Annotated in this window: 16 protein-coding genes and 1 other annotated feature; all 16 genes read right to left on the reverse strand. The window is 43.1% G+C overall.

Annotated elements, in window-relative coordinates:
* Positions 1–135 precede the first annotated feature (135 nt).
* The 16 genes from rpoC to cysE all read right to left on the reverse strand — a co-directional run bounded on the left by rpoC (position 136) and on the right by cysE (position 16,777).
* Positions 136–3,723, reverse strand: a complete 3,588-nt coding sequence (rpoC, locus tag AC25Y5_RS08600) for a DNA-directed RNA polymerase subunit beta' (protein WP_482101595.1) — start codon at positions 3,721–3,723, stop codon at positions 136–138.
* 129 nt (positions 3,724–3,852) lie between these two features.
* A complete protein-coding gene (gene rpoB, locus AC25Y5_RS08605; protein ID WP_488139918.1) occupies positions 3,853–7,386 on the reverse strand; it encodes a DNA-directed RNA polymerase subunit beta in 3,534 nt (1,177 codons plus the stop codon).
* Between the two features lie 230 nt (positions 7,387–7,616).
* Positions 7,617–8,219, reverse strand: coding sequence for a class I SAM-dependent methyltransferase (locus AC25Y5_RS08610; protein ID WP_488139919.1), 603 nt, complete (start codon positions 8,217–8,219; stop codon positions 7,617–7,619).
* Between the two features lie 126 nt (positions 8,220–8,345).
* A complete protein-coding gene (gene rplL, locus AC25Y5_RS08615) occupies positions 8,346–8,708 on the reverse strand; it encodes a 50S ribosomal protein L7/L12 (RefSeq protein ID WP_482101598.1) in 363 nt (120 codons plus the stop codon).
* A gap of 90 nt (positions 8,709–8,798) precedes the next feature.
* Entirely contained in the window at positions 8,799–9,299 is a 501-nt protein-coding gene (gene rplJ, locus AC25Y5_RS08620; protein ID WP_482101599.1) for a 50S ribosomal protein L10, read from the reverse strand.
* 31 nt (positions 9,300–9,330) lie between these two features.
* Positions 9,331–9,479: a sequence feature (ribosomal protein L10 leader region), on the reverse strand.
* A gap of 46 nt (positions 9,480–9,525) precedes the next feature.
* Entirely contained in the window at positions 9,526–10,227 is a 702-nt protein-coding gene (gene rplA / locus AC25Y5_RS08625) for a 50S ribosomal protein L1 (RefSeq protein ID WP_482101600.1), read from the reverse strand.
* 120 nt (positions 10,228–10,347) lie between these two features.
* Complete coding sequence (gene rplK / locus AC25Y5_RS08630) at positions 10,348–10,773, reverse strand: 50S ribosomal protein L11 (protein ID WP_482101601.1); 426 nt, start codon at positions 10,771–10,773, stop codon at positions 10,348–10,350.
* A gap of 168 nt (positions 10,774–10,941) precedes the next feature.
* Positions 10,942–11,475 (reverse strand): transcription termination/antitermination protein NusG, encoded by a 534-nt coding sequence (gene nusG, locus AC25Y5_RS08635; RefSeq protein WP_482101602.1) that lies wholly within the window; start codon positions 11,473–11,475, stop codon positions 10,942–10,944.
* A gap of 231 nt (positions 11,476–11,706) precedes the next feature.
* The gene (gene secE, locus AC25Y5_RS08640; RefSeq protein WP_482101603.1) at positions 11,707–11,892 is read right to left on the reverse strand and encodes a preprotein translocase subunit SecE; all 186 of its coding nucleotides are present in this window, start codon (positions 11,890–11,892) and stop codon (positions 11,707–11,709) included.
* A 38-nt stretch (positions 11,893–11,930) separates the two neighbouring features.
* Positions 11,931–12,080 carry a 50S ribosomal protein L33 gene (rpmG, locus tag AC25Y5_RS08645; protein ID WP_482101604.1) on the reverse strand — a complete coding sequence of 50 codons (150 nt, stop codon included), beginning with the start codon at positions 12,078–12,080 and terminating at the stop codon, positions 11,931–11,933.
* Positions 12,081–12,276: 196 nt separating this feature from the next.
* The gene (gene sigH / locus AC25Y5_RS08650; RefSeq protein WP_482101605.1) at positions 12,277–12,924 is read right to left on the reverse strand and encodes an RNA polymerase sporulation sigma factor SigH; all 648 of its coding nucleotides are present in this window, start codon (positions 12,922–12,924) and stop codon (positions 12,277–12,279) included.
* 74 nt (positions 12,925–12,998) lie between these two features.
* The gene (locus tag AC25Y5_RS08655; RefSeq protein ID WP_488139920.1) at positions 12,999–13,514 is read right to left on the reverse strand and encodes an NYN domain-containing protein; all 516 of its coding nucleotides are present in this window, start codon (positions 13,512–13,514) and stop codon (positions 12,999–13,001) included.
* Positions 13,511–14,293, reverse strand: coding sequence for a 23S rRNA (guanosine(2251)-2'-O)-methyltransferase RlmB (gene rlmB / locus AC25Y5_RS08660; protein WP_482101607.1), 783 nt, complete (start codon positions 14,291–14,293; stop codon positions 13,511–13,513). The genes AC25Y5_RS08655 and rlmB overlap by 4 nt, the downstream gene beginning before the upstream one ends.
* Positions 14,290–14,721 (reverse strand): Mini-ribonuclease 3, encoded by a 432-nt coding sequence (locus tag AC25Y5_RS08665; protein WP_482104732.1) that lies wholly within the window; start codon positions 14,719–14,721, stop codon positions 14,290–14,292. Before AC25Y5_RS08665 ends, rlmB begins: the two co-directional genes overlap by 4 nt.
* The gene (gene cysS / locus AC25Y5_RS08670; protein ID WP_488139921.1) at positions 14,718–16,118 is read right to left on the reverse strand and encodes a cysteine--tRNA ligase; all 1,401 of its coding nucleotides are present in this window, start codon (positions 16,116–16,118) and stop codon (positions 14,718–14,720) included. Before cysS ends, AC25Y5_RS08665 begins: the two co-directional genes overlap by 4 nt.
* Positions 16,115–16,777, reverse strand: a complete 663-nt coding sequence (gene cysE / locus AC25Y5_RS08675; RefSeq protein WP_482101610.1) for a serine O-acetyltransferase — start codon at positions 16,775–16,777, stop codon at positions 16,115–16,117. The genes cysS and cysE overlap by 4 nt, the downstream gene beginning before the upstream one ends.
* Positions 16,778–16,819: the final 42 nt, after the last annotated feature.

A 16,819-nucleotide genomic window follows, 5' to 3' on the forward strand; every position in this document is an offset into this window, starting at 1 on the left:
TCCAAAGTACAGACATCAACTATCAACCTTTTGTATTTTATCACCTGTATCGGTAACTGTCAACACTTTCAATAATAAATGGGGAGGAAGTCTTTCGAGTTCCCCCCATTTACAGTTGAGGTAAAGACTTCAAACTTATTTCGTTACACTTTTTTCTTTATCCTGTTCCATAACGATGTGACGGTAACGCTGCATTCCTGTTCCAGCTGGAACAAGTTTCCCGATAATGACGTTTTCTTTCAAGCCGAGTAGCTCGTCGGTTTTCCCTTTGATGGCTGCATCCGTCAAGACACGAGTTGTCTCTTGGAAAGAAGCTGCCGATAAGAAGGATTCCGTTTCGAGTGAAGCTTTCGTAATACCGAGAATAACAGGACGACAAGTCGCCGGAACTTTGTTGACTTTAAGCACTTCCGCATTCGCATCTGAGAATTGATGGATGTCGAGTAGTGAACCCGGTAATAGATCCGTGTCCCCTGCTTCGATGATGCGCACTTTACGAAGCATTTGGCGAACCATTACTTCAATGTGCTTATCACCGATTTCAACACCCTGACTGCGGTAAACTTTTTGAACTTCTTTCAAGAGATAGACTTGAACGGTAACGACGTCTTTGACAACAATCAGTTCTTTCGGATCGATAGAACCTTCTGTTATCACTTCACCCCGGTCAATCGTATCACCGACCTCAACTTTAAGACGGGCGTTGTATGGCGTCAGGTATTTCCGCGTTTCTACATCGCCTTGAATTGTAATTTCTTTCTGACCTTCACGAATTTCATCGATTTCGACGATTTCACCTTTGATTTCCGAAATGACTGCAACCCCTTTTGGATTACGTGATTCGAAAATTTCCTGGATACGTGGAAGACCTTGTGTTATATCAGACCCTGCAACTCCACCTGTATGGAACGTACGCATTGTAAGCTGTGTACCCGGCTCGCCGATTGATTGTGCAGCGATAATACCAACTGCTTCACCAACTTCAACTGTTTCACCTGTTGCCAAGTTAATGCCGTAACATAATTTACAAACACCGTGTTTCGTATTACATGTGAACGCAGAACGGATTGTTATTTGTTCAAGTCCCGCATCCAAAATGGCACGAGCTGCATCAGCCGTAATTAAGCCATCACGTTTAAGGATTAGGGCACCTGTTTCAGGATGGTAGATTGTTTTCTTCGTGTGACGGCCTTCGATACGTTCATCCAGACCTTCGATAACTTCTGTTCCATCCATAAGCGCACCGATATCCAATCCACGATCTGTACCACAATCATCTTCACGGACGATGACGTCTTGTGCAACGTCAACTAGTCGACGTGTCAAGTAACCTGAGTCAGCCGTCTTAAGGGCTGTATCGGCAAGTCCTTTACGAGCACCGTGTGTCGAGATGAAGTACTCAAGCACTGTCAGACCTTCACGGAATGACGATTTAATTGGAAGTTCAATGATTCGTCCTGCCGGGTTGGCCATCAGACCACGCATACCAGCTAGCTGCGTAAAGTTAGATGCGTTACCCCGTGCGCCCGAATCACTCATCATGTAGATCGGGTTAGAGTGATCAAGTGAATCCATCAGTTTGTCCTGAATTACATCCTTGGCATGACTCCAGTAAGAGATAACGCGATCATATCGCTCTTCCTCAGTAATCAGACCACGACGGAACTGTTGTAGTACTTTGTCCACTTTGTCTTGTGCTTCATTCAAGATGTCATCTTTATTCGGCAAAACGACGATATCGGAAATACCGATTGTAATTCCTGCACGAGTAGAGTATTTGAATCCAAGGTTCTTCATACGGTCAAGCATTTTCGACGTTTCTGTAATATGGAAACGTTTAAAGATTTCCGCAATAATATTACCTAGGATTTTTTTCTTGAAAGGTTCAATTAAATCCATTTCAGCTAAATGGTCCTTTATGTTGACAGTACCACTTACGAAATACTTATCTGGTGTTTCAATTTGCAAGTTGAAATCTGTCGGCTCGTTAATATACGGGAACGATTTAGGCAGAATCTCGTTGAAAATAACTTTACCAACCGTTGTTAGTAGTAGTTTTGAATTTTGTTCTTCATTGAAAGTAGGGTTGTTCAATGTACTTGCCTGAAGAGCAATACGTGAATGAAGATGCACATGACCGTTATGGTAAGCGATAAGTGCTTCGTCCGCACTGCTGAAGGAAGTTCCTTCACCTGATGCTCCTTTACGTTCCAATGTGAGGTAATAGTTTCCTAACACCATATCTTGAGACGGAGTAACAACTGGTTTCCCATCTTTCGGGTTCAATATATTTTGTGCCGCTAACATAAGAAGACGCGCTTCAGCTTGCGCTTCTGCCGATAACGGAACGTGGACTGCCATTTGGTCACCATCAAAGTCAGCATTGTAAGCTGTACAAACGAGTGGATGAAGCGTAATTGCACGCCCCTCTACAAGGATTGGTTCAAATGCCTGGATACCCAGTCTGTGAAGAGTCGGGGCACGGTTCAATAAGACCGGATGCTCCTTGATGACTTCTTCTAGAACGTCCCATACTTCTGAATGTAGACGCTCAATTTTACGTTTAGCACTCTTAATATTATGTGCTAGACCACGTTCAACAAGTTCTTTCATTACAAAAGGTTTGAACAATTCAATAGCCATTTCTTTCGGCAAACCACACTGATACATTTTCAGGTTAGGCCCTACGACGATTACGGAACGACCAGAATAGTCAACCCGTTTTCCAAGTAAGTTTTGACGGAAACGACCTTGTTTACCTTTCAGCATATGCGAAAGGGATTTGAGTGGACGGTTACCCGGTCCAGTAACTGGACGGCCACGACGACCATTATCGATGAGTGCATCGACTGCTTCTTGCAGCATCCGCTTCTCATTCTGAACAATGATGCCCGGTGCTCCAAGATCTAAGAGGCGTTTCAATCTATTGTTCCGGTTGATGACCCTTCGGTACAAATCATTCAAGTCGGATGTCGCAAAACGTCCTCCGTCAAGTTGTACCATCGGGCGTAGTTCCGGTGGGATGACTGGCAATACTTCTAGCACCATCCATTCAGGCTTATTGCCTGAATTACGGAATGCCTCAACGACTTCAAGGCGTCGAATTGCACGAGTGCGGCGTTGTCCTTGAACAGTTTTCAACTCTTCTTTTAAGAACTCCATCTCTTTTTCAAGATCGATTGCCGCAAGTAGTCGCTCAATCGCTTCAGCACCCATGAGTGCTTGGAATTTAGTTCCGTATTTTTCGCGGTAGATGCGATATTCTCTTTCGGATAGCAACTGCTTTCTTTCAAGCGGTGTATCCGCAGGGTCAACTACTACATAAGATGCGAAGTAAATAATTTCTTCCAAAGCACGTGGTGTCATATCGAGTATGAGTCCCATACGGCTTGGAATTCCTTTGAAGTACCAAATATGCGTCACTGGAGCTGCTAGTTCAATATGCCCCATGCGTTCACGGCGAACTTTTTGACGCGTCACTTCTACTCCACAACGGTCACAAACGACGCCTTTATAACGTACGCGTTTATATTTTCCGCAATGACATTCCCAATCTTTCGTAGGTCCGAAAATACGTTCACAGAACAGACCGTCTTTTTCAGGCTTCAACGTACGATAGTTAATTGTTTCCGGCTTTTTAACTTCACCATATGACCATGATCGAATTTTATCTGACGAAGCAAGGCCGATCTTCATATACTCAAAATTATTTACATCTATCAAGGAGCCTACCTCCCTTTAGTCTTATCGCTGCATTTGGCTTTTCCGAGCAGGCGCACACATTATATTGAATAGAGAAAGGGGAAGATGTGCATTTCCCCTTTGAACCATTTATATCATTCACTAGGCAAATCAAACTGTTTGATTTTCTTTTATCAGATTCAGAGCATCTGTCGGTTGCATATCGTCATCTTCATCAAGATCACGCAACTCGATTTCTTCAAGGTCAATCGATAACATTTTAACGTCCAAACCAAGGCTTTGAAGTTCTTTTATTAGAACTTTGAATGATTCAGGAACACCCGGTTGCGGAACGCTTTCACCTTTAACAATTGCTTCATACGTCTTCACACGTCCTACAACATCATCCGACTTCACAGTCAGAATCTCTTGAAGCGTATATGCAGCCCCGTATGCTTCTAGCGCCCACACTTCCATCTCTCCGAAACGCTGTCCACCAAACTGAGCTTTACCGCCCAGTGGCTGTTGTGTAACGAGTGAGTAAGGTCCTGTTGAACGAGCGTGCAATTTATCGTCGACCATATGCGCCAATTTGATAAGGTACATAACACCAACAGATACACGGTTGTCGAAAGTTTCGCCTGAACGACCATCATAGAGTACCGTTTTTCCATCTCGGTCCATACCGGACTCTTCCATCGTTTCCCAAACGTCCTGTTCATTCGCTCCGTCAAATACGGGCGATGCCATATGAATCCCAAGACTGCGGGATGCCATACCAAGGTGCATTTCAAGAACCTGTCCGATATTCATACGTGATGGTACGCCAAGCGGGTTAAGCATGACGTCGATTGGTGTGCCATCCGGCAAGTAAGGCATATCTGCTTCAGGCAAGATGCGAGAAATAACCCCTTTGTTACCGTGACGTCCAGCCATCTTATCCCCAACGGATATTTTACGTTTCTGAACGATATACGCGCGCACCAATTGGTTAACACCCGGCGGCAATTCGTCTCCGTCTTCACGGTTAAATACCTTAACATCCAGAACGATTCCGCTAGCCCCGTGAGGTACTTTAAGGGATGTATCACGGACTTCACGAGCCTTTTCACCGAAGATTGCATGTAAAAGCCTTTCTTCAGCAGTCAGTTCAGTTACGCCTTTTGGTGTCACTTTCCCGACTAGGATATCTCCGTCACGCACTTCAGCACCAACACGGATGATTCCACGGTCATCCAAGTTACGGAGCGCTTCTTCACCTACGTTAGGAATGTCGCGCGTGATTTCTTCAGGGCCGAGTTTAGTATCCCGTGCTTCAGATTCGTATTCTTCGATATGCACCGATGTGAATACATCATCTTTCACAAGTCGTTCACTCATGATAATAGCATCTTCATAGTTGAAGCCATCCCATGTCATGAAGGCAGTTAGAACGTTACGACCAAGCGCAAGTTCGCCTTGTTCCATTGAAGGACCATCTGCAAGAATGTCAAGTGGCTTAACTCTGTCTCCTACACTACAAATAGGACGTTGGTTGTAACAAGTTCCCTGATTCGAGCGGATGAAGTTTTCTAGATGATGTATTACAAGATCACCCTTCACTTCTTTGCCATCCACGGTTTCAATGCGACGAACGCGGATTTCTCTCGCTTCAACATGCTCGACAATTCCATCAAACTTCGCAAGTACAGCTGCACCTGAATCGCGTGCTGATATGTGTTCCATACCAGTTCCTACGAAAGGTGCTTCCGGATTGAGAAGAGGAACAGCTTGACGTTGCATGTTCGCTCCCATAAGGGCACGGTTAGAGTCATCATTTTCTAAAAATGGAATACATGCAGTTGCCGCAGAAACTACTTGTTTAGGCGAAACATCCATATAGTCGATTTGTTCGCGTTTAAATACTGTATTATCCCCTTGGAAACGTCCAACGACTCCTTCACTAACGAAAGAACCATCTTCAGAAAGGATTGCATTCGCTTGAGCCACGACGTAATTATCTTCTACATCTGCAGTCAAGTAATCAATTTTGGCAGTGACCTTACCAGAGACAGGGTCAACTTTGCGGTATGGCGTTTCAATGAATCCGAACTTGTTCACTTTCGCAAATGTTGAAAGTGAGTTAATCAGCCCGATATTCGGTCCCTCTGGCGTTTCAATTGGACACATGCGTCCGTAATGGGAGTAGTGAACGTCACGTACTTCCATTCCTGCACGTTCCCTTGTTAAACCACCAGGCCCTAATGCTGACAGCCTCCGTTTGTGTGTTAATTCGGCAAGCGGATTTGTCTGGTCCATGAACTGGGACAATTGTGAACTACCAAAGAACTCTTTAATCGATGCGATAACAGGGCGGATGTTAATCAGCTGCTGCGGTACAATCGACTGCGTATCATTTATAGACATACGTTCTTTTACGACACGCTCCATTCGGGAAAGCCCGATACGGAATTGATTTTGAAGTAGTTCGCCTACAGAGCGCAGACGACGGTTACCGAGATGATCGATATCATCCGTATTACCTACCCCATGGAGAAGGTTGAAGAAATAACTGATTGAAGCAACAATATCTGCCGGCGTGACATGTTTAATAGAATCATCGACATACGCGTTGGATATTACGTTGATTACTTGCTTTTCTTCACTTTTCGGAGAATAGATTTTAATGGACTGGATTGTTATCTTTTCTTCAAGAACTCCACTTGCGTGGGTAATCTCTTCAAAGCCGATACCTTTTTCCAAATGCGGAAGCAGTTTGTCCAATGCGCGACGATCGATGAGTTGGTCTTTCTCCAGTAAAATTTCGCCTGTTTCAGGATCGACAAGCGTTTCAGCTAGCGTCTGATTGAAAAGACGGTTTTGAACATGAAGTTTCTTATTCATCTTGTAGCGTCCAACATTGGCTAAGTCGTATCTCTTTGCATCGAAGAATCGAGAGAATAACAGGTTTTTCGCACTATCAAGTGTTGGTGGCTCACCCGGGCGAAGACGTTCGTATATTTCGAGTAATGCTTTTTCAGATGTTTCCGTGTTGTCTTTCTCTAGCGTGTTGCGCAAATACTCGTTATCACCGATTAAATCAATGATCTCCTGGTCGGATGAAAATCCGAGCGCGCGAAGGAGTACTGTAACAGGCAATTTACGAGTCCGATCAATTCGGACGTGGACAACATCTTTTGCATCTGTTTCATATTCCAACCAAGCACCACGGTTTGGAATAACAGTTGCACCGAAACCACGTTTACCGTTTTTGTCCGTCTTATCACTGAAATAAACACTCGGTGATCGAACGAGTTGTGAGACAATAACCCTCTCAGCACCATTAATGACAAACGTACCATTTTCCGTCATCAGCGGGAAATCTCCCATAAAGACGTCTTGTTCTTTTACTTCTTCCGTCTCCTTATTATGGAGACGTACCTTGACGCGGATTGGAGCTGCGAACGTAACATCGCGCTCTTTTGACTCCTCAACAGGGTATTTAGGCTCCCCAAGAGTATAATCGATGAATTCCAACGAAAGATTTCCCGTAAAATCTGAAATCGGGGAAATATCGTGGAACATATCCATCATTCCTTCTTCCATGAACCACTCATAAGATGCCGTCTGGATTTCAATCAGATTCGGCAGATCGAGCACTTCGCTGATCCGTGCGAAACTCCTCCGCTGACGGTGTTGACCATACTGTACTAGATGACCTGTCAACTCTTTCACCCCTTATAAAACAATATTAGGTCTTTTCGAAATCACAAATATAGTGTATGATATCGAAAAAACAAAAAGAAAACGAGTTCCGGCAAGAGCTCATTTTCGGTTTGACTATCTTTTATACATTGTCAGTATGCCTTTCATTTCCATTTTTCATGCAAAAGGGCATACGACTGCACTATAATAATTTATGCATTTTACAACTTTACCATATCAATACTATAGCGTCAATTCTTTTCAACTTTAATAATAGAATAACCCTTTTTCTTGACAACCGTTTCAACATTACCAAAAAGCTTTTCCAAAAAATCAATTGTTGAAGCTGCACCTTGTTTCTTCTGAATGACAATCCATAGTTCACCGCCGACTTTCAACTTGGAAAAAGCACCTTCGTAAAACTTGAATACCATCTCTTTTCCTGCACGGATCGGAGGATTTGTTAAAATTGCAGCAAACCCCTCTGCCGTGATACCGGATAATGCATCACTTGAATAAATCTCCGCATTTGTAACACCGTTTTGTTTTGCGTTATGCACAGCAAGAGTGAGTGCACGTTCGTTCACGTCGACCATGTGAACAATCCGTTCCGGAAAAGATGCGGCAATCGATAAACCGATTGGACCATATCCACAACCTAGATCAAGAATTAAACCCTTTGATTCCGGTGCACTAAATGCTTCAGCTAAAAGCCGTGAACCAAAATCCACTTCCCCTTTACTGAATACCCCGGCATCCGTTTTGAAACGAAGTGTTTTTCCACGCAATTCCGCAGACCATTCTTTCGGATCGCTTTTAACCTTCGGATTTTCCGAGTAATAATGTTCAGACATACCAGTCTTCCCCCTCGTATAGAAACTTATAACAATAAGCAGATAGTAATTTCCCACTACCGACTAGATAAAAAAACGAAGAAAAGCTCGTCTATATCTGACGAGCTTTTCTTCATTATTCAAAAATTACTTAACTTCGATTGACGCGCCAACTTCTTCAAGTTTAGCTTTCATTTCTTCTGCTTCTTCTTTAGAAACAGCTTCTTTGATTGCTTTTGGAGCTTCGTCAACAACCGCTTTCGCTTCTTTCAAGCCTAGGCCAGTGATTTCGCGAACTGCTTTGATAACTTTGATTTTTTGGTCTCCAGCAGCAGTAAGAATTACGTCGAATTCAGTTTGCTCTGCAGCAGCTTCTCCGCCGCCAGCTCCTGCCATTGCCATAGGTGCAGCAGCAGTTACGCCGAACTCTTCTTCGATTGCTTTTACAAGGTCGTTAAGTTCAAGTACTGTCATTTCTTTGATCGCTTCAAGAATGTTTTCTTTAGTCATTATATGTTCCTCCTAGTAGTTGTTTTGTCAGGTACCCGCAAGTATATACTTATCGAATTTAACCCGCAATGTTTGTTTCAGGCAGCGTTATTATGCGCCTTGTTCTTCTTTTTGTTCTGCAACAGCTTTTGTTGCAAGCGCAAAGTTGCGCATTGGAGCTTGAAGTACGCTGAGTAGCATAGAAAGTAGACCATCGCGTGACGGAAGTTCCGCCAATGCTTTAATGTCAGTTTCTGATGCAACTAAACCTTCGATTACGCCAGCTTTAATTTCAAGCTTTTCGTTTTTCTTTGCAAAATCGTTAAGGATTTTTGCAGGAGCAACGACGTCATCATTTGAAAATGCAATTGCGTTCGGTCCTGTTAGGTGTTCGTTCAACCCTTCAAGTCCTGCAGCTTCAGCAGCACGGCGTGACATCGAGTTTTTATAAACTTTGAAGTCAATACCTGCTTCACGAAGTTGTTTACGAAGTTCCGTAACTTGACCTACAGTCAAACCACGGTAGTCAACAACAACAACGGACGCTGCTGATTTCAACTTATCCGTAATTTCACCAACAACTGCTTGTTTGGCTTCTAATACTTTGCTCATTTGGACACCTCCTAAAAAGTTTGGGTCACTTATACCGAAATGAAAAGCCCTCAATCTACGGAAGTAGACTGAGGGCTGAAAAGTCGTCATCTTTTTAAAGAAAAAGAGCGTCTTGTCCTCGGCAGGAAGTTTTAAGCGGCATGCCGCTCCTGCTGTCTACGGTACAAATGATTATATTCACAACAGAATTCATCTTATCAAAAGATTATCTGTTTGTCAACATTATTTATTTGTTGATTGAAACGCTTGAAGGATCCACTTTTACAGAAGGTCCCATTGTAGTCGTGATGTTAACTGACTTCATGTAAGTTCCTTTTGCAGAAGCAGGTTTCGCTTTTTGAACAGTTTCAAAAACAGTTTTGAAGTTTTCTTCAAGTTTAGCATCGTCGAATGAAACTTTTCCGATTGGCGCGTGAATGATTCCCGCTTTGTCCGCACGGTATTCAACTTTACCTGCTTTGATTTCTGCTACAGCTTTCGCTACGTCAAATGTTACTGTACCTGTTTTCGGGTTAGGCATAAGTCCTTTAGGTCCAAGAACACGACCAATTTTCCCTACTTCACCCATCATGTCTGGAGTAGCAACGATAACGTCAAAGTCGAACCAACCTGATTGGATCTTAGCGATATATTCTGCATCCCCTGCAAAGTCTGCACCTGCAGCTTCAGCTTCTTTAAGTTTTTCGCCTTTAGCGAAAACGAGAACACGTTGAGTTTTACCAGTACCGTTTGGAAGTACAACTGCCCCACGGATTTGTTGATCATTTTTACGCGTGTCGATTCCTAGACGGAATGCAACTTCTACAGTCGCGTCAAAGTTAACTGTACTAGTTTGCTTTGCAAGTGCGATTGCTTCTTTTGCGTCATACGCTTTCATGTGTTCAACTAGCTTTACAGCTTCTGTGAACTTTTTACCTTTTTTAGCCATTTTATATTTCCTCCTCGATTGTGGTTTTAACGGGTTAAACCTCCCACGAATAAGGGTTGCGTGCTCCGGAGAACAAGCGCAACCCCCACTACAAACAACTATTGATTTATAAAATCATGATCAGTCTTCGATCGTGATTCCCATACTGCGAGCAGTACCTTCAACCATTGCCATCGCTGCTTCAACTGACGCCGCGTTTAAATCTTCCATCTTTTGTTCTGCTATTTCGCGAACTTTATCACGTTTCACAGTAGCAACTTTCTTTTTATTCGGTTCACCTGAACCTTTTGTAAGATTAGCTGCAACCTTCAGCAAAACTGCTGCCGGTGGAGTTTTAGTAATGAAAGTAAATGAACGGTCTTCGAATACAGAGATTTCAACAGGAATAATAAGACCTGCTTGATCTGATGTACGCGCATTGAATTCTTTACAGAATCCCATGATGTTCACACCTGCTTGTCCTAACGCCGGTCCAACTGGTGGAGCCGGATTCGCTTTCCCTGCAGGAATTTGCAATTTAACAACCTTAATGACTTTTTTAGCCACGAGACACACCTCCTTAAGTCCGTGATGTGGTAATAGGGTTGCCCCTCCCACTCATATGTGCCTGCCGACTTGCGCCGGTAGAATTTGATAGTTCGTTCAGACCACTTGATTATAGGCTGACCTTTGAAATGATACCACTGTTTCGCGTTTTGCGCAAGTAGTATACGATTATAATTTTTGAACTTGTTCGAAGTCGAGTTCCATTTTCGTCTCTCGTCCAAACATATCCACTGATACTTTCACTTTGCCTTTATCTTCATCGATTTCTTCTACTTTACCTTGGAAGTTTGCGAATGGCCCTTCGAGTACTTCAACCATTTCACCGAGAGCAAAGTCAATTTCTGCTTTACGCTCTTTCACGCCCATTTGTTTGAGGATGAACTCAACTTCTTCTGGAAGTAACGGTGTCGGCTTAGCGCCTCCACCAGATGAACCGATGAAGCCTGTAACTCCAGGTGTATTCCGAACAACATACCAAGAATCATCTGTCATGATAATTTCGACAAGGACATATCCTGGGAATGTCTTTTTGAGGAGAACACGTTTTTTACCATCTTTGAAATCTGTTTCTTCTTCTTCCGGGATGACAACGCGGAATATTTTATCTGACATGCCCATCGTTTCAACACGTTTTTCCAGATTGGCTTTCACTTTGTTTTCATAACCGGAGTACGTATGAACGACATACCAATTTTTCTCCATATCCATAGTGACGAGGACTGTACGTCCGTCCCTCCTTTTATCGTGCAAATAATATAGAAGCGTAAACGCTTTAGATTCGTCGATAATTTATATCATACGTTACCTTGCGTTGGGGTCTAAATGTTAAATCTCCATCTAATAACTTATTCACTGGTTGTTTCCTAGACAATTGAAAAAACCCGCTCAACCTGTCAGACGGGCTATTTTTCAAGGGATTATTCATGTTTCTTCTTATAATGCAATATACCATTCTAGAACTCGTGAAATACCAAGGTCAAGAATTCCGAAATATATCGCCATGAAGACGACTGTAGAAAGGACTACGATTGTGTAACGAGTCAATTCTTTACGTTTCGGCCAGCTTACTTTTCTCATTTCCGAGACAACGTCTTTTAAAAAACCACTTAACTTGCTCATTATACCGTAACCCTCCGAATATTAAGTATGATCCTGCTTTATGCCGTCTGTTTGTGCAATGTATGTGCATTGCAATTGCTGCAAAACTTCTTAAGCGTCAAACGTTCCGTTGGCTTATCGCTACGTGCTGGCACGGTATAGTTCCGTGACCCGCATTTGTCGCAACTTAAAATAATTTTCTTAGACATTCCCTCACCCTTTTCGACTCATAGTTCTTGTCCGAATGGAGCCGGGTAGCGCATTTTTAACTACGCAGGGAACGGAGATAAATGCTGGCAAAAAACATCGAAGTCTTATGTCCCCAGGCTTTCTGAACATCTTTTCATAGTCTTGCTAAAGAGTACCACCTATAATTCATGATGTCAATACGATGGAAATCGCTTTTTAGTTGACCGCATCAACTTGCATATATCGCTCAAGTTTACGCTTAATCCGCTGGAGCGCATTATCTACAGATTTAACTTGTCTGTTTAGCTCTACGGAAATTTCTTGATAAGATTGTCCATCCAAGTAAAGTGCTAGCACTTGTTTTTCAAGACTACTTAATACTTTGTTCATTTCATCTTCCATCTGGATAAAATCTTCTTTATGAATCATAAGCCCTTCAGGATCATCCAACACCGGACCTGCAATCACGTCGAGCAATGTCCGTTCGGATTCTTCGTCAAATACAGGTTTATCTAATGAAATCGATGTATTTAAAGGGATGTGTTTCTGTCTGGTCGCCGTTTTGATAGCGGTAATGATTTGACGAGTGATGCATAGCTCCGCAAAGGCTTTGAACGAACTTAACCTATCCTCTTTAAAGTCACGAATTGCTTTGTATAGACCAATCATGCCTTCTTGAATAATATCCTCTCGGTCTCCACCAATAAGGAAATAGGAACGCGCTTTCAATCTGACAAACGATTGATACTTTTTAATAAGGAAATTGAGAGCATCCGTGTTGCCTTCGTGGATAATAACAATGATTTCCCCATCGGATAACCCGTGAAAATTCGGTATGTTACCTTCTGCGTAAGTTTGCTTCAACACGTGGATCACCCCGGTTCGTTATCAATACTATTTAACTAGTATACAGTATTGGAAAAATTTACGTCAACCGTTCACTTCATTCCACGGCGCCATTTTTCAAATATTTCCGCAACTTCATCAGTTAAAGTTATCTTGGAAAGCGGCTGTTGTTTCTGGATAGTCTTTACTTTTGTCGAAATCAATTGATCTATTTCATTCATCTCTAGTTCAAGTTCTCTTGCCGACTTTCTCAGAGCTCCATGCGCAAAAATGACCCATTGTTCTGTTAAATCTGATGTGGCCACATGAATTTGTACACGCCTGCCACTCAGTTCAGTGACAAGTTTTTCAATTCTTTCATCGGCAGTTTCATTTTTCCTTGTAAAGACAATTTCAACATTATTAAGCACTTTCCTTTTTTCTACACCCGGTACAAGATGCGCATCGAAGACGATAATGACACGCCAGCCGGTATGCGCCCTGTATTCCGCCATCCGTTCAATCAGCCGGTCACGTGCATCCGCCAGTTTTTTACGCTTCATCCCACCCAGTTCCTCCCACGCGCCGATGATATTGTAGCCGTCGACCAGGAGTATATCTGTTTTCATCTGTCGGACTTAAGCGGTTGACGTTTACGCAGTACCTCGTACATGAGAAGGGACGCTGCTACCGAAGCGTTCAAAGAAGTAACATGGCCGATCATTGGCAAATGATAAAGGAAATCACATTTCTCTTTTAAAATTCGAGACATTCCCTTCCCTTCACTGCCGATAATAACAGCCAGTGGGAGTGTTGCGTCCATCAGTCTATAATCCACTGATTTACTAGCATCCGTTCCCGCTATCCAGACACCCCTCTTTTTTAACTCTTCAACTGTCTGTGATAAATTATTCACACGCACAACCGGAATATGTTCGATTGCACCTGTTGATGACTTCGCTACAACGCCTGTCAATCCTACAGCACGACGCTTCGGTATAATAACACCGTGCACGCCAGACGCATCCGCAGTCCGCAATATCGAGCCTAGATTGTGAGGATCTTCGAGTTCATCAAGTATAAGGAATAGCGGGTCTTCCCCACGTTCGGTCGCGACCGTGAAAAGGTCTTCGAGTTCAGCGTATTCGTAAGCCGCTACAGAAGCGACAATTCCTTGGTGATTAATATCGAGTAAGCCATCCAGTTTTTGTTTAGGTACTGCCTGTACGATAATCCCTGCTTTTTTCGCAAGCGACAGAATTTCCCCGATACTTTTCATGTTAAGGCCTTCGGCAACCCAAATTTTATTCAACTCTCTACCTGAGCGTAGCGCTTCAACAATCGGATTTTTTCCACCGATTAGCTCGGATTCAATGTCATTCTCATTTCCATTTTCATACTCATTCATTTTGATCCTTCCTCCTTCGTTAGTTCGATGAATCTGATTGCCTCACCGATATATTCTTGGACTCGCTCTGTTCTTCCTAGTAAATGTAGATAACCAATGACCGCTTCAAATCCTGAACTGTAATTATACGTTATTACATCGGTGTTTTTCGGTACTGAACCGGACTTCGCATTACGACCGCGTCTCATGATTGCCTCTTCTTCTTCTGTTAAAAACCCTGATTCCTGCATCATCTTCAGTGTAGCTGCCTGCGATTTAGCGGATACATAGTGCGTCGCTTCCCTATGCAGTATATTCGGCTTTACGCGCCCTGAACGAAGGAGATGCTCCCGAATTGCTTGTTCGTAAACCGCATCTCCCATGTAAGCAAGGGCCAAAGCCTTTATTTGTTTAACATCTATATCACGCAAATTATACAAGCGGGTCACCCTCTTTTCCAGCGAGTGCCCTGTGCAGTATCTTCCAAGAGAATTCCTTGTTCTTTCAGTTGATCGCGGATTTCATCTGAACGATTAAAATCACGATTACGGCGCGCTTCCAAACGCTCTTCGATTAACACGTCGATGTCTCCATCTAAAAGGCCTACTTCCTCATCAAACGGCAATCCGAGAACTGCCATCAAACCATCAAACGTGTCAATGAAATGCTTAAGTACTTCAGTTTGGGTATTTTTCTCCAATAAATAGACGTTAGCAAGCTTCGCTAATTCAAATATGGATGCAATTGCATTTGCAGTATTGAAATCATCATCCATAGCAATTTCAAATGTTGTTTTGATTTCATCCACTTTATGATTCCAAATATCTGCCTGATCACCGAGATCTGCAGATGCAGCAAGACGGTGTTTCAAGTTGTTGTATGCAGTCTGAATTCGTTCCAAACCGTTCTGTGCACTGATGACAAGTTCCTCCGAGAAGTTGACTGGATGTCTGTAATGCACGGATAACATAAAGAACCGAAGCACTTTCGGGTCAATCTGCTTGCGGATATCATTCACAAGAACGAAATTCCCAAGTGATTTGGACATTTTTTCATTATCAATATTAATGTAGCCATTGTGCATCCAATAACGCGCAAACTGCTTACCTGTCATTGATTCGGATTGAGCAATTTCGTTCTCATGATGTGGGAATGTTAGATCCTGCCCGCCCGCGTGAATGTCGATCGTATCTCCGAGGTGCTCTCTAGCCATTACCGAACATTCGATATGCCATCCCGGACGTCCTAATCCCCACGGACTTTCCCATGAAACCTCACCAGACTTAGCCGCTTTCCAAAGTACGAAATCAAGTGGATTGTCTTTCTTGTTCCCTTGCTCAATACGCGCTCCAATTTTCAGTTCATCTGTCGATTGATGGGACAATTTCCCGTAGCCTTCAAATTTCTGTGTACGGAAATAAACATCCCCCTGTGATTCGTAGGCATAGTCTTTATCGACTAAAACTTTTACAAAATCCACGACATCCTCAATGTGATCTGTCACACGAGGATGAACGTCTGCTTTTCCACAACCGAGTGCAGTGACATCTTCAAAGTAAGCGTTGATGAAGCGCTCTGTCAGTTCTCCAACTTCTTCCCCAAGTTCATTTGCCGTTTTGATAATTTTGTCGTCGACGTCCGTGAAATTCGAAACGTACTTCACTTCATATCCCCGATAGTCAAAATAGCGTCGAACTGTGTCGAATACGATAACCGGTCGTGCATTACCAATGTGGATGTAGTTGTAAACAGTTGGACCGCACACATACATCTTCACTTTGCCTTCTTCTATTGGAATGAAAGGTTCTTTCTTACGCGTCAGTGTGTTATAGATTTGAATAGTCATGATAATTTCCCATCCTTCACTTTGGAATCCTCTAGTTGTTCAAGCCTGTTCTTCAAGTACTCGACCTCATTTTCAAGCATCTCACATCGATCCGCCACTGGATCCGGCATATCGCGGTGATCATGCTTGCTCTTGACACGTACACCGTTCGCAACGACGACTTTCCCGGGAATTCCCACAACTGTCGACTCGGGTGGGACGTCTTTCAACACGACTGAACCTGCTCCTACTTTGCTACCCTCACCGATTATGATGGAACCCAGTACTTTCGCGCCAGAGGCAACAAGTACATTGTCATGGAGTGTAGGATGCCGCTTTCCACTTTCTTTACCCGTTCCACCGAGGGTCACGCCTTGATAAATCGTAACATCGTTGCCTATTTCACAAGTTTCCCCAATAACAACTCCCATACCATGGTCTATGAAAAACCTGCGCCCGATTTTAGCACCCGGATGAATTTCTATACCTGTGAAAAACCGGCTAATCTGTGAGACAACACGAGCCAGAAATAACAGTTTCTTTTTAAATAGAGCATGTGCAATTCGGTGAGACCATAACGCGTGCAGGCCAGAATAAGTTAGAATAACTTCAAAAACATTACGTGCTGCTGGATCTTGTTCAAATATGCATTGAACATCTTCTTTCATTCTGCGAAACAACTCGTTCACTCCCCTTAACTCAGTGTCTAGCTATTGCGGCCA

Source organism: Sporosarcina sp. Y1011 (assembly GCF_057669885.1).